Here is a 14787-nt window from a genome sequence, read left to right on the forward strand (position 1 = left end):
CCGACCCGTCGAAAGTTTTGCAATGGCCGTCCGGCGACAGCATGCCCGCTTGGGACAAAGCAACGCTATTTTGTATCAACAACATTAAATTAACGCCACCGGCCAAAGCCAAGCGGCATTCGCGCTGTTTGAGGCTTTGGCAAGCCAGGTGCACGGCGGTCAACGACGACGAACAGGCGGTATCGACCGCCATGCTCGGACCAGTAAAGCCCAAGGTATAGGATAACCGGCCTGCGGCTACATTCAGGCTGTTGCCGCTGTTGAAATACGCATCGTATCGCGCAATGTCATCGGACAATTGGCTGTAATCGTTCGCGGTAATGCCGACAAATACCCCGGCGCGAGTCCCCGCCAAACGGTCGGGCATCTGCCCTGCCCGTTCCAAGGCTTCCCAAGCCGTTTCCAAAACCAAGCGTTGCTGCGGATCGAGATTAACCGCTTCACGCGGCGAGATATTGAAAAACTGCGGATCGAACTGGTCGATATGATCGAGGATCGCTGCGCGCGTCGTGTTGGTAAAACCGAGTTTATTGGCTTCCGGATGGTAATATCTTTGACTGTCCCAACGTTGCGCGGGCACCTCGACAACGGCATCCTTACCTTCGGATAACAGCTGCCAATAGCTTTCAGGACTGTCGACTCCGCCCGGAAAACGACAACCGATGCCGATAATCGCAATAGCTTCCCGGTCAGTCTGTTGCAATTGCTCGATCTTTTCCCGCGCATTTTTAAGCGCATTTAAAATCCGCCGGGCCGAAGCGTCGTTGGTTGCGTCCATTAGGCTAGATCCCGTAATAAGTTTTCCAAGGCAGTCAATTCAAAGTCGATTGCTAACGCAAGCTGATCATTATCCGCAACTTCCGGAATATTGCCTACCGCTGTTTGTTCGTGTAAAAGTTCGGCTGACAGAAAAACCGTTAACTGCTGAATGTTAGGATAATCGAACGCCAAGGTTGCCGGTAAATTGAGGCTTAACAGGTTTTCAAGGCGCGTTCTGAATTGCACGGCCATCAACGAATCCATGCCCATTTCGAAAAAACCGCGTTCGGTGTCGACAACTTTGTTGTTTTTCAAACCCAGCGTTTGCTTCAGTTCGCTTTGTAAGCGTTCGGATAGCAGTGTCTGTTGCCGGTCTTTCGGCGCACGACGCAGTTCATCAAGGAAACGATCAATTTGCTCGACAATACCGGATGTGTCAGTTGCGTTGAGCAAATGTTCGAATAATCCTGCTCCGGCATAACCGGCAAACAGCGCAGACAGCATGGACCAATCCGCGTCGGCTACAATAATTTGCGATGCCGGCTCGGACAAGATTTGCGGCAACGCGGCCAAAACCTGCTCCGGATTCAAGGCCCTGATACCGCTTTGCGCGAGTTCCCCTGCCAAACCGGAAGCCATGCCGTCGCCTTGCCAAGGCCCGAAATTCAAGCTGAGCCCCGGCAGGCTTTGTTGCCGGCGATAAGCGCTTAACGCATCCAGGAATTGGTTGGCGGCCGCATAGTGGGCGCGTTGTTTCGCGCCCCAGACCGAGGCGATAGAAGATAGCAGGCAAAAGAAATCCAGCTTCAAATCAAGGCTTAATTCATGCAGCAAACAGGCGCCTTGCACTTTTGCCCTCAGGGTCTGGATAAAATCCTGTTCGGTCAATTCGGCCAGCGGCTTATCGTTTGCCACACCGGCGGCATGGATAATACCCGATAGCGGCGGCAATTGTTTGAGCTTTTCGGCGACAGTCTGCATATCCTTGAGGGAAGCAACATCGGCTTGCAAAGTATGCACGCGGCAGCCCTGCTTGCTTAATTGATCCAGCATAGGCCGGTGCTCATCCCCGACCGGCCGTCTGGCCAGCAGGACTATGTCTTTTGCGCCCAACTCGGCCAAACGTTTGGCTATTTGCAGGCCCAATGCGCCTAAGCCGCCGCTGATCAGGTAAGTGCCGTCGCCTTTTATGATGTTCGATGCTTGCCCGGTTTGGGCTAATTGATAAGGCAGCAGACGACCGGCATAACGCTGATCGCCTCTTAGCGCGACTGCCAACTCGGTATTTTTTGTATTTAATTCGGCTGCTAACGGCACGACATCTCCATCGGTGCCGATATCGATCATTCCACGAAAAACCTTCGGATATTCCAGGACAATGGCTTTCGCCATACCCCATAGCGGCGCTTGATTCGGCTGGATATTCTCGCCTTCGTTCAACGCATAGGCATGCCTGGTTACCAGCCACAAACTGTGTACCGGCAATTGTTGCAGGATATGCATTACGTTGAAACACGACAATGCCTGTTGTTGTATAACATTGTCGGCTTGCAAGTCGACGCTCAGGTCCAGGCTCCATAGATGGACGACTCGCACTTCAGGCAGCTGTTGCTGTTGCAAATAGCGCAAGCCTGATGCAGTCGGCTCTATCTGCCAACCATGGCCTGACGCTAACAGGCTGTTCTCAGGTCCCGGAAACACCAGATGGCAACGATGGCCTGCGCCTATCAACGTTTCGAGTAGTTCAGCCGCGATGCCGCTATGGTCTGAAAAAATCAGCCACGTTTGCGCTTTGGATGATTCATCCGATATTACCGGTGCAAGCTGCCAATGCCATTGATAATAAAGTTGAGGCGCTTGTTCCGCTTGCTTGATCAGCTTGTTTAGCAAATCAGGCAAAGGACCGGCCGCGTCCCTGAAAAACACCGGCTGCGTATCCAGCCAGTAACGTTGCCGCTGGAACGGATAACTGGGCAGACCGTTCAGGCGTTGACACGCATGTGCGCCGTACATGCCGCGCCAGTCGATATTAATGCCTTGTTGATAGAGCTTGGCTACGGCCGACAGCAACACATCCCTATCCCCAGCGCCTCGTTTTAAACTGGGCAGCCATTGTACGGCTTCCGCGCCGGTTGCCTTCTGCGCCATTGCCGAAGCATGGGGTTGCGGGCCTATTTCAATCGCGATATCGCAGCCTTCCTCCAACAAGGCGGCCACGGCTGACGAGAAGCGGACCGGCTCGATGATGTGCGAAATCCAGTAATCCGGCGAACTCATTTCCGTATCGATCCGTTTTCCGGTCAAGCTGGAGATGATAGCGATGTTAGGCTGATGGTAATTGCAGCTATTCGCGACTTCGGAAAACGCGGCCAACATGTCCTGCATCAACGGCGAATGGAACGCATGCGATACTACCAATGGCTGCGAGCTGAAGCCTTGTTCGTGCAATGTTTCGCATACGGCTGCGATAGCGTCATTCTCGCCGGAAATGACTTGCAAGCGGTGGCTGTTATATCCGGCAATCACAACCCGCCCATTTACTTTGGCTATCGCGGCTTCGACCGCTCCGGCTTCCGCAAACACAGCCGCCATACTGCCGTTGGCCGGCAACGCCTGCATGAGGCGCCCGCGCGCAGCAATCAATTTGATCGCATCCTTCAATTCGAAAACGCCGGCCAAACAGGCGACCGCATATTCGCCGACGCTATGGCCCAGCAAAATATCCGGTTGAACGCCCCAACTTTGCCACAGTTTCCCCAGCGCATATTGCAGAGAAAACAATAACGGTTGTGTATAACCGGTTTGATTCAGCAAATAATCGTCGTCATTGAACATGACCTCCGTTAACGCCAGCTCCAGTTCATCGGCCAACAACTGTTCACAGGTATCGATCGCGGCTTTGAAAACCGCTTCGGTCTGGTATAACAGCAAGCCCATTTGCCGGGTTTGCGCGCCCTGCCCGGTGCATAAAAATGCGATTTTGCGCGAAGTCTTCGCAACAGTTGTAAACGCTTTCGCTACTTCGTTTTGCAGTGCGTCGAGTAAATCCGATGCCGTATCGGCTACCAGCGCAGTGCGAAAATTAAAATCGCTACGGCCCAAGGCCGCGCTGTAGCATAAATCGGCAAGATTCAGTTGCGGACGGAATTTAATAAAATCGATATAACGCTGTAGCAGTTGTTGCAATGCATCGGCGCTCTTGGCCGAGACTGCGAGCAATTGAGTTTTTTCGCTTTCTATCGTTCGAAGTTCCCGGTTTTTTGCTTCGGAAACCACGATATGGGCATTAGTACCGCCGAAACCGAATGAGCTGACTCCGGCTATCCGCTGTTCAGCCAGCCAAGGCTGCGTTTTTGCAGGAATGCTAAAACCGCTGCCGTCCAGTTTAATCAACGGATTGCGAGTATGGCAATGCAGATGCGCGGGTATGGTTTGATGACGCAATGACTGGATTACTTTAATCAAACCGGCGATACCGGCCGCGGCTTCCAAATGGCCGATATTGGTTTTTACCGAGCCTACGTTCAATTCCGGAGCTTGCCGGAACACACTTAATAAAGCGTCCATTTCTATCGGGTCGCCTAACGGCGTGCCGGTACCGTGCGCTTCGATATAGCTGACGGCTTCGGGCTTGACTTGAGCATTGGCCAAGGCTTTTCTAATGACACTTTGTTGGGCGTTCATATTCGGAGCAGTCAGGCCGTTGCTGCGGCCGTCCTGGTTAACTGCGGAACCGCGGATCACGGCCAAAACTGGATCACCATCACGTTCGGCATCTTCCACGCGTTTTAATACGACCACGCCGCAGCCTTCACCGCGCACATAGCCGTCGGCATCGGCGGCGAACGTTTTGCATTGCCCGTCCGGCGACAGCATATTGGCGGACGACAGAGCCACCATCATTTGCGGAGACAATACCAGATTCACTCCGCCCGCTAGCGCAAGCGAGCATTCTTGCTGGCGTAAACTCTGGCAGGCTTGATGAATGGCGACCAGCGACGACGAACACGCGGTATCGACAGCCATGCTGGGGCCGTGTAAATCTAGGATGTATGAAAGTCGGTTAGCGGCGATGCTGAAGGTCTTGCCGGTACTCGCATAGGCGTCGATTGCATCGGTTGAACTCAATTGCCAGGCCGCATAATCGTCGGTACTGATGCCGATAAATACCCCTGTTTCGGATTGCGCCAGACTTTCAGGCGCTATGCCGGCATATTCCAGTGCTTCGTAAGCGACTTCAAGCACCAGACGTTGTTGGGGATCCATCGCATCGGCTTCTTTGTCGGCAATACCGAAAAACTCGGCGTCGAACAGATCGACATGATTTAAAAGGCCTGCGCGGCGGGTATTGATTTGCGGATAGCTATCCGCATCCCAACGCTGTGTCGGAATATCCTTGATCGCATCGTGACCGTCGACCAACCGCTGCCAGAATTCGTCCGGGTTGTCGGCATCGGGAAAACGGCAGCCCATGCCCACTACCGCAATCGGGGCTTGATCCAAGCTACTATGGTCCTGTGTTGTGCGCGGCACAGGCGCGAAACTTTGTAGCTGCGTTTGCACGAATGCGGCTAAGGTTGCGACGGTCGGATATTGCCATAATAAAGTCGGCGATAATTCCAAGTCTTTGCTGCCGTTAGCCGCTAAGAAATCTTCCAATTCGCCGACTAGGCTGACAGCAAGCCGGGACGAAAGCCCATAGACTGAGAAAACCTGGTCGACGTCTATCGTTTCCGTGGCAATGCCTAACGCTTCTGCAAGTTTCGCCACCAGCCAATCAGCCAAAGTGCCTGCGCTGACTGTATTTGTTTTTACCGCGTTTGGCTGTTGCCAAAGTTCATGGGTCTCAAGGCGTTCTTGTAAAAATGCCTGCTTACAACCGTACCTTTGCAATTTTCCGCTGGAGGTTTTGAGGATAGTGCCTTTTTTTAGCAAGGCTACCGCATAAACTTCCAGTTCATGCGCCTCGGCCAAAGCGGTACGGATCGCTTGAACGATTGCTTGAGAGTCGTCGTTGTTTTGGTTTAGTTCGACCACGACAACCGGACGCTCCTGATCATCGACCATCACCGAAAACGCCGCTGCATGTTCGGGACGTAGCGCCGAATGCGCCTGAATCACCGTCCATTCGATATCTTGCGGGTAATGATTGACGCCGTTAATGATGATTAAATCTTTCAATCGGCCGGTAATAAATAACTCGCCGCCGCGTAAAAACCCCAAATCGCCGCTACGCAAATAAGGTCCCTGCCCGTCGCTGGTATAGGCATGAAACGTATCATTTGTCGCGTGTTCGTTTTGCCAGTAGCCTTGAGCAACACCGGGATCTTTGATCCATATTTCTCCGATGTCGTTTTCCTCGCAAAGCGTCATGTTGCCCGGTTTAACGATTTTAACCTCGGTTATTCCGATCGGGGGTCCACAACTGACGATAGTGCCTTGAATGTTATCATCCTGGCGCTGCTCGGCGTTTAATTGATGGAACAAAGGCAAAACGCCGTGCGGCTTGGTTGCGACCAATAAAGTCGCCTCGGCCAAGCCATAAGCCGGATACAAACATTCGGCACGAAAGCCGCATGTGGTGAAGCGTTTGCTGAATGCTTCGACCGTTTCCATTCGGACCGGCTCGGCGCCATTGCTGGCCACTTTGAGACAACTTAAATCCAGTTCTTTAAGTTGTTCGTCGCTGATTTTTTCCAGGCAATAAGCATAAGCAAAGTTAGGCGCTTGCGTGTGCGTGCCGCGGTATTTGGAAATCGCCTGCAACCAACGCAGAGGACGCTTTAAAAAAGTCAGAGGCGATAGGATATAACAAGGGATTCCGGTAAACAGCGGCTCCAACAGGCCGTCAACCAGTCCGTAATCGTGAAAATACGGCATCCAGGTGACGCTAACGCTGTCTTTATCATAAGCCCAGGCTTGCTGAATTTGCGCCAAGTGATGCATTAAATTGGCATGGCTCATCATCACGCCTTTCGGCGTCGCTGTAGAACCCGAGGTATATTGCAGATAGGCCAGATTATCAGGAACAATTGCCGGCATCTGCCAATCGTCCTCCGAAGCATCATTTAAGTCGTAATAATCCAACCAATGCTCGACGGCAAAAGTCTCCATCGCCGCTTGCGTTGCATTTGCCGATTTTTGTTTAATTGACTCAATGAGCTCGCCACTGCTTAAAACCAAACTAGCCTCTGCATCCTTGGCGATGGCTTTTAAGCGGGGCAGCGTTCTTTTAAGGCGAACCGTATCGGGGGGCGGCGCAGGTATCGCGATGACACCCGCATACAAGCAAGCGGCAAAACCGACCATGAAGTCGATGCCGGGCGGATACAGTAGCAACACCCGGCCATTTGTAGGCACATAACGCCTGATTACAACCGCGCCCGCTCTCGCCTTACAATCCAACTCGGCATAGCTTAGCCGCCCTTCCTCAACGATACCTTCTTTAAGATAGGTATAAGCCGTTTGATCGGGTGTTTGTTGCGCTCTATAACGGAATAGCTCTACTAAATTTTTGATAGAAAATTCTTGCACGGCAATGATTAATTAAGAGACAGCAAGGCAGAAGACTACTTCTACCTTATACATGGCATTTTTTACTTATTGACCGCCTAAGTCTTCAGGATTCAACGGCGGACGCATAAATCCGGCATTAGCAGTCGTTGTGCTTGCAGGCAGCGGATCGACAATATTCAACAAATCGAAGATTAAAACACCGGTGCCAAGATTAGCATCCGTGCCTATAAAATAGTTGTTATTAGTCATGCCGATCGTAATATTTTTACTGGTATTACGGAATACCGCATTATCGTAACCGTTAATTTGACCTAAATGGCCGAACCACCATTTAGTCGGATCGGTCGTATTAAACGGCCATGTTACCTTGACCATACCCAAACAATAAGAAGCGCCATAATCAGGGGCTGAAGGCAGACAATCGCTAAGCACTTGGCTCTGTAATGTTTTATTGGTCAGCAAATCGCCATCTACATAGGCTTTTATCCATTTTGCCAAGTCATCGTGATTGGAAATCATCGCGCCGGCCGCCCAGGATGCCGAAGGATCAAGATAACTCACGATCTCTTGCGCAGGGAATGCCGGAATTGTACTGCCATTATTAGGATCAAGATATGGAGTCTGTCTTTCGTTACCGTTATATGAACTTAACTTGCCGTCGCCATTAAAATCCGCGTGACCGTGCATATAATTGGATTGAATACCGGGGTCCAGCGGAAACTCGGTTCGAAACAATCCCAAGCGCTTGACGGTATAGTCATGAACTGCTTGAATTATAGATTTGCCGGTCACTTTTTCAATAATCAAACCGGCTAAAATCAGGCCTGTATTGGAATATTGATACCTTGCTCCCGGCTCATGGTTCACCGGCTGACTGTTCGAAATAGCCAGCAAATCCGTCGGCTTATAAACCTTTAATGGATCAACCGCCAAAGCTTTTTGAATTCCGGTAAAATTATAATCAATTACATAGTTAAACAAACCGGTTCTATGCGCAATTAAGTGGCGGATTGTAATTTTACTTTTATTTGGAATAGTTACGTCAGGGATATAAGTGTCAATCGTTGCATCAAGATTTAATACCCCTTGATCTACCAGTTGCATTATAGTGCTGTCTACAAACGTTTTGGTAAGACTGCCTATTCGGTGTCTATCGGAAAAATTCAGCAGCTCATCCGAATCAACACGTTTCTTACCGATCACACCACGCCAAACTTTCCCATTCATATCCACTCTAATAATAGCGCCGGGCTTACCCAATTCCGTGACATGCCTTTGTAAAAAGGTTTTCAACTTGTCGGCAATCACCGGATCAAAGCCTTTATCCATCACGATTTCATTAGAATCATTAAGAGATATTAGTGGATTTATAGTAACAGAGCTGAGTAAACTACCGTTTGCCTGCGTTATAAAAGCACCGAACAATAATTCAGTACTAAAACGCCCTGATGCTAGATCGACTATCGGAAGAGTAACGCTGTTAGCTGATTCGCTATACACTGAGTCAACAGTGATCCTATCGGAAACAGAAGGAGCGGCCCAAGTTTGGCTGAACCCGACAAACAACGTAACAGCAAATAAAGATTTAATTTTCACTGTGATGATTCCTTTATCTTCTTGCAAAAAATGCCCCGCAACGGACAAGTACCTGTTATTAATTAAGGATTAAGCCAAAGCAATTATAACTTGCCCTGCTCGTGGATCGACGCCCAAAACGAGATAAAGATCACAAAAATTCAATAATCCATAAAATTTACGAAAACTTAAATAATTATGAACCAAACCGACCGGACTAATTCAAATGTATGATCAAGCAACACACCTGCAAACAATTCAATTACTAAACTTTCAGAGTCGATTTACTATAACTCATTGTAAATAAATTAATAAAATATTTTTTTTAAGCGAAAAATTAAAGCACTTTGAATAAAAATGAGTTCAATCATAAGCCACCAGCTTATTATATGCCATATAAAATTAAAACAGCTACTCGGCTCATTTATTCAAAATAACTTAAAAAATAAACTCCTAAATTTTAAGTCTTTCAGCTTCAAAGGAACAAATTAGCCTAGCGCCAGGTCATTAATAATAAAGACTAATCCATATATTGTAAAGATTCAGCTTTACCAATACAGGATATTACACCTTAAAATACTTAATGGTTCCATAAATATCGATAAAATACATCAATAAGATATTAATATTTTGGCATTGCTAATGTAAATATAGCATCTAGCTCGCAGTTCCATTTGAAGTCAAAAATATGCCGGAATACTTCCCTATGACCTCGGCCAGTTATTCAATATTCAAAAACATGCAGATACAGGCTCCATTAATCATTCATAACATAGAATATATCTTTAATTTTTAATAATGTTCTGCAGTTTTCATTCTTTTTTTGCATAACGGAAACCCACAATATAATGAAAAGATACCCTACCTCGACGATCAGCATAGTAGCAAGGCAAATTAACTCAACTACCTCTCTGTAAGACTCACCCTTCTATGCATACTAACATGACTGTATTACAAATCGGCTAATTGAAGGAATTTAACTGTTTGATTGCCACGCTATCTCCTTAAATCTCTATCAAGCATATGCCTATAACTGAAAAGTTTGTATCATAGCGCTCTATCATTTTAGTATAACCAACTGAGCCACATATTGGACAACTTATCATAGCTTATCTGGATATGCATTCAATTAACAGTAACGTTATTTCAAGGTCGATACAAAAAATCACATATCTAACATAAAAAATAGCACTACAAGTAATATATTTTATGGAAGCGGCGCTTTTAAATTAATCATTAGCTTCTTCACTTCAAAAATTTTAGCTCAACCTTAAAATCTCCTACGAAAAACTATTTTTAAAAACAATTCCATGATAATTACGCATAAGAAGTTGATGGCAACGAATATCTGATCACTCACCCTATGGATATGATTTTAAATAATGCTGAAACCCATGGCTTTACAAAGTGTTAAAGTGTTGATGTTATATTATTTCCGCTGTAATTGTCGTCAAAAAGGATTAACGCACCTCATATTATGATTAAAATCTATTGCTACCAGTTTGGCAACCCGCTACCCGATGAGCAGTGGCGCATGTACTGCGATCTACTACCTAACGAAATACAACAAAAAATTTTGCGGTATCATCGATGGCAGGACAGGCATGCAGCGCTATTTGGCCGAGTTCTATTGAAACTGGCTTTATTGGAAGCAGGTTACCCTTCATCCTGCCTGGAGTCTTTGAAACTTGATAACTATAATCGACCTTCAATTGATTCTAATATCGACTTTAACATATCGCACTCGGAAGCTTATGTATTATGCGCTCTCTCAGAAAACGGACGCATCGGAATAGATATAGAATATATTAAAGACATAGAGATGATTTATTATAGTGATTTCATGTCAAACAGTGAATGGCATAATATTATCCATGATAAAGCGCCCATTAGCCGTTTCTATCATTACTGGACTCTTAAAGAAAGCGTAATGAAAGCCGATGGCCGGGGATTAAACATACCTCCTAAAGATATTATTAGCTATCAAGACTACGCTGTTGTTGATAATAAAAAATGGGGATTAAAGAAAATACCTATTCCCCATAATGAATATTGTTGTCACCTGGCATTTGAAAAATATAAAAAATTTAAATTGCCTTCAATAACTCATAAAATAAGAAACTATAGCTTCGGAGGTAATACTTTACATCCAGTTGACATATTTGAAGTTTTACCCGACACAGAAGCACGGACAAATCGTTTCGTTAAGTAAGTGCTACCAATTAAAAGGTTTTGACTAACAACGACCGAAGTTAGCATTATTACAGCAATATAATTAGCTATTTAACTCGGCAGGAACCACCGCTTTAGCTATCACTTGTACTTTATGCTGTTTAGGCAAAATTAAAGTTACGATAGCACAAGCGGTATGTACCATTGCTAATACGCGAAATGGACCGACAATAGGGTCAATAACAATAAACAATATTAATACTGCCTCCACAGGGAGGTTTAAAGGCGTTAATACCAAACTTAACATGGATAATAAAACAATACCTGAGGCGCCGGCAGTTGCCAAACCCGCAAAAATAGAGCTGACAATCACGGTTATAAATCCGACTACTCCCAACTCGACATTGTAAAATTGTGCGACAAATAAAGCAGCCAGCGCAAAGTACAGGGTAGGTCCGGTCCTGCATATCGTAAATGTTAGCGGCACCAGCAAGTCAACCGTGTCCTTGTCATAACCCAGTTCTTCATGCATGGCGGTTAAGGTTGAGGGCAAACAAGCCAGAGAATTACCGGTCCCCAATGCCATAATAACGGGATCCTTAAGAGCGTAAAGCGGCTTGGAAAATGAACCTGTGCGTCGCCACATAATAAGACTGCTCAAGATAAATAGCAGAAAAAAAGCCAGCAATGCCACCGGCACAAATTTTATCATTGCTATTAAAACGCTTATCCCTACCTGCGACACATCGTTCGCTATTAAGCCTAAAAGACCAAATGGAAGAAAATACATTAGCCAATGCACCATTCTGGCAAACGCTAAATAGACTGAATCTAAGGATGTTAGTAGATAATGCGATGAAACTTTATTAGACGAACCCACTGCCAAACCGAATAAGATAGTAAAAAATAGAACTTTTAAACTGCTGCCTGTATTTAATGCAGAGAAAATATTTTCTGGTATTAAATTAGCAATGAAAACTTTAATGAAAGATTCTTTTTCTTGGGCGACAAAAGGTATGTATGCAGAAATCTCAAGATCCGGTGCATTGGATTCTCTGACAATGGAACCTAATGAAGCAAGTGCCGCCTTGTCATAACCTGAACCGGGATGACCTATGATACCTGTTACTACACCTAAAAAGCCTGAAACAACAACACTCATGGCAAATACGACTAACATTCTGCCTATATAGGTATTTTCTTCTTTTGCCAACATTAAACGCGCAATACTCACAGAGATAGCAGTTATTAAAATAGGTAAAATACACATTTTTAAAATATCCAAATAGATTTTACCTACCGGGGCAACATAAGCTACATATTCGTGTTTAAAAAGCCCTATATATATCCCTATGCTAACCGCTATCAGGATAGTCCAGCCACTACGCAGTGCTTTCAAAATATTTTTCTTCGATAACTGATTCATAACTAGACCTTTTGCTTTATTTTCATTTGAATTATTTTAATAACATTATCATAGTCATTAATTATCTTATCGGCAGATAAATTCAGATCTAATGATTTAAGATAGAAATTCACTAAATCTTTCAAATTACGATGATCAAACGACATAGCAATTCCTTTAGGGTCGTCGGCATCCTTTAGCACTACGGATAATAAATGCAAAGTCGTATCGGGCCTGTCACGCAAAATCATTTTCACTTCAGCGTCATCACGAAAAGCGGCAGTTATATCGCCTTGTAAGACATGGTCTATCACTTCATTCCAAGTAGGATATTGAACTATCTCCATATTTTTAAAATGCTTTGCATAGCCGACATAAGATGATTTAGCCACTACGCCGAGCTTGCCGGTTAAGTTTTGAATGGTTTCTTCTTGAGACCGCCCCTTTAACTGCCTGGAAAGTTCAAGCCGGTTAATCAACAAACTTTGATGCAAATTAGCATACGGCTCGGCAAAAAGTACACGCTGCGCCCTGCCAAAGGTCATGCTGAGTTTACAAATAGCCAAGTCCGCTTGATGCTTTTCAACTTTATCAACAACATCATCAAGAAATTTAGCGCTACGATCAAATTCTACAGCTACGCCTAATAAGTCGGCAAAACCTTTAATTAAAACAACATCGACACCAGTTAGTTCATTATTCTTATCCATATAATAAAACGGCGGTGTATCTTGACTATACATAGCAACTATCAATTTACCCCTTTTAATAATGGCTTGTATTTCGTTTAGAGGTTCATCTAAAACGGGCTGATCATTAGCGGAAACCGCTGAGGAACTTATAAAAGTAAGAATTAGACACGCGAGGGTTATACTAATAGCTTGTTTGGTTTTATTCATTTTTTAGTAATCCATCATATTCAAGAATTGCTATGCGTGTATTAAGCATGACAACTATTATTTAAGAGGTTATTTATAACCCTATAAATGCGACTTTATCATCAAAGACATTCTGTCCATCAAAAAGTTATTCCAGCTCCAAACCATACTTTTTGTGTATCAAATTTACCAATTGCTGTGCCACCGGTATCTGTGCTGAAATAAGCATATTTTGCCATTAGGTTATAATGCTTAAAAAATTCTTTTGTAACCATAAAATCCCATTCATCTCCATAATGTTTTTTACCAGTATCATCCGACCAATCACGGTAAAAACCTATTAACCTGATACCCATCAGTTCTTTTTCAACACTGGCATAAACATCACGATAACCATTATCAGGCGTCGTAGTAAATACATCCGCCCAACCGCTAAATTTATGTAATAAACCTAAAGGGGTATCAAAGGTTTTATTTAAGCCTTTACCTCCTAATTGCTCCATGGCTCCTTTGACAATAAAACCGTAAGCGGTAAAGCCACCAATAATATGGTAATAATCCGCTTGATAAGGAGTGCTGTGCCTATAACTGCTTTGATAAGCATATTCAGTCCGATAAACAAAACCTAAAGTATCATTAAGCTTGCGCGTACCATCAAAACTCACACCGTAAGTTTGATTGGAAGCTTCATATGCAGAAGGATCTCTAAAATCCATAAAATAGGAATAGCCGGTTAACTTACCCATATTGGCAAAATTATAGCTAATATTCGCCAACGGTAATTGCAAGCTTTGTATGGTGGAGTCGGTATTCTGATCTTTGCTGATATATCCGAGAATAACCGAGGTATTCGGCAATGAAGTATTATTTAATAAGAGAGCGTCATAAGTACGCTCCAGCTGTCGCCATGCCGATGCGCCGATAAATCGTTCATTATCTATTTGTATCAATTGACGGCCTAATCTGGCTTCGGTATTAGGAACACCTTTATAACTCACCCATAATTGATTGAGTTCATTTTGTTGGGGGTCATTAATTTTTTCATATTGGGTTTTACCATTCATGGTGCTGTCATAGCTGTTAACGCCTATATCCTGATTGCCTTCAAATTCGGCAAAGGCCTGCAATCCTTTAAAGATAGGCGTTAAATAACCCAAGCGCAAACGTGCAGTGGATGCATTGGCGACCTCTTTTTTGGGATTAGTACTATCGGTATTATCATAACGATAACGTAAATCAAATTTAATTTGCCCATATCTGGCGTCGTCTTGCCCAAATTTAAGGGTTTTTTCGATAGATTCATTAAAATCGTCCGCCATAGTCGTTGTAGTAAAGACTAACGACAATATATACACTGTCGATTTTATTTTTTTTATTATGAGCATGAGGTAAATTCGCTATTTCAAAACTGTTATGATTATTTGTGTACCTGCCATGGCCCAACAATGATTTCTCTATGGAATATATTGCCGATCAAAGCAA

At 44.9% G+C, this 14787-nt stretch carries 7 protein-coding genes; 1 reads left to right on the plus strand and 6 read right to left on the minus strand.

What is annotated here, in order from left to right:
• The 3 genes from V7051_RS08805 to V7051_RS08815 form a co-directional block, all read right to left on the minus strand.
• The coding region (locus V7051_RS08805; protein ID WP_333874636.1) for a polyketide synthase at nt 1–778 on the minus strand (778 nt) is incomplete at its 3' end.
• Nucleotides 778–7293 (minus strand): type I polyketide synthase, encoded by a 6516-nt coding sequence (locus V7051_RS08810; RefSeq protein WP_333874635.1) that lies wholly within the window; start codon nt 7291–7293, stop codon nt 778–780. The genes V7051_RS08805 and V7051_RS08810, both read right to left, overlap by 1 nt.
• Nucleotides 7294–7359: 66 nt before the next feature.
• Nucleotides 7360–8871 carry a serine hydrolase domain-containing protein gene (locus tag V7051_RS08815; protein ID WP_333874634.1) on the minus strand — a complete coding sequence of 504 codons (1512 nt, stop codon included), beginning with the start codon at nt 8869–8871 and terminating at the stop codon, nt 7360–7362.
• A gap of 1456 nt (nt 8872–10327) precedes the next feature.
• Here V7051_RS08815 and V7051_RS08820 point away from each other — a divergent pair.
• Entirely contained in the window at nt 10328–11062 is a 735-nt protein-coding gene (locus tag V7051_RS08820) for a 4'-phosphopantetheinyl transferase family protein (RefSeq protein ID WP_333874633.1), read from the plus strand.
• Between the two features lie 63 nt (nt 11063–11125).
• Here the strand turns inward: V7051_RS08820 and V7051_RS08825 are convergent, their stop codons facing one another.
• From V7051_RS08825 to V7051_RS08835, 3 genes are all read right to left on the minus strand, one after another.
• Complete coding sequence (locus tag V7051_RS08825) at nt 11126–12448, minus strand: dicarboxylate/amino acid:cation symporter (protein WP_333874632.1); 1323 nt, start codon at nt 12446–12448, stop codon at nt 11126–11128.
• 2 nt (nt 12449–12450) lie between these two features.
• The gene (locus V7051_RS08830) at nt 12451–13326 is read right to left on the minus strand and encodes a substrate-binding periplasmic protein (RefSeq protein ID WP_333874631.1); all 876 of its coding nucleotides are present in this window, start codon (nt 13324–13326) and stop codon (nt 12451–12453) included.
• Between the two features lie 119 nt (nt 13327–13445).
• Complete coding sequence (locus V7051_RS08835) at nt 13446–14624, minus strand: alginate export family protein (protein ID WP_334168736.1); 1179 nt, start codon at nt 14622–14624, stop codon at nt 13446–13448.
• Nucleotides 14625–14787 lie beyond the last annotated feature (163 nt).

It is taken from the genome of Methylobacter sp. (genome assembly GCF_036845245.1).
In the GTDB taxonomy this organism is placed as follows: Bacteria; Pseudomonadota; Gammaproteobacteria; order Methylococcales; family Methylomonadaceae; genus Methylobacter_A.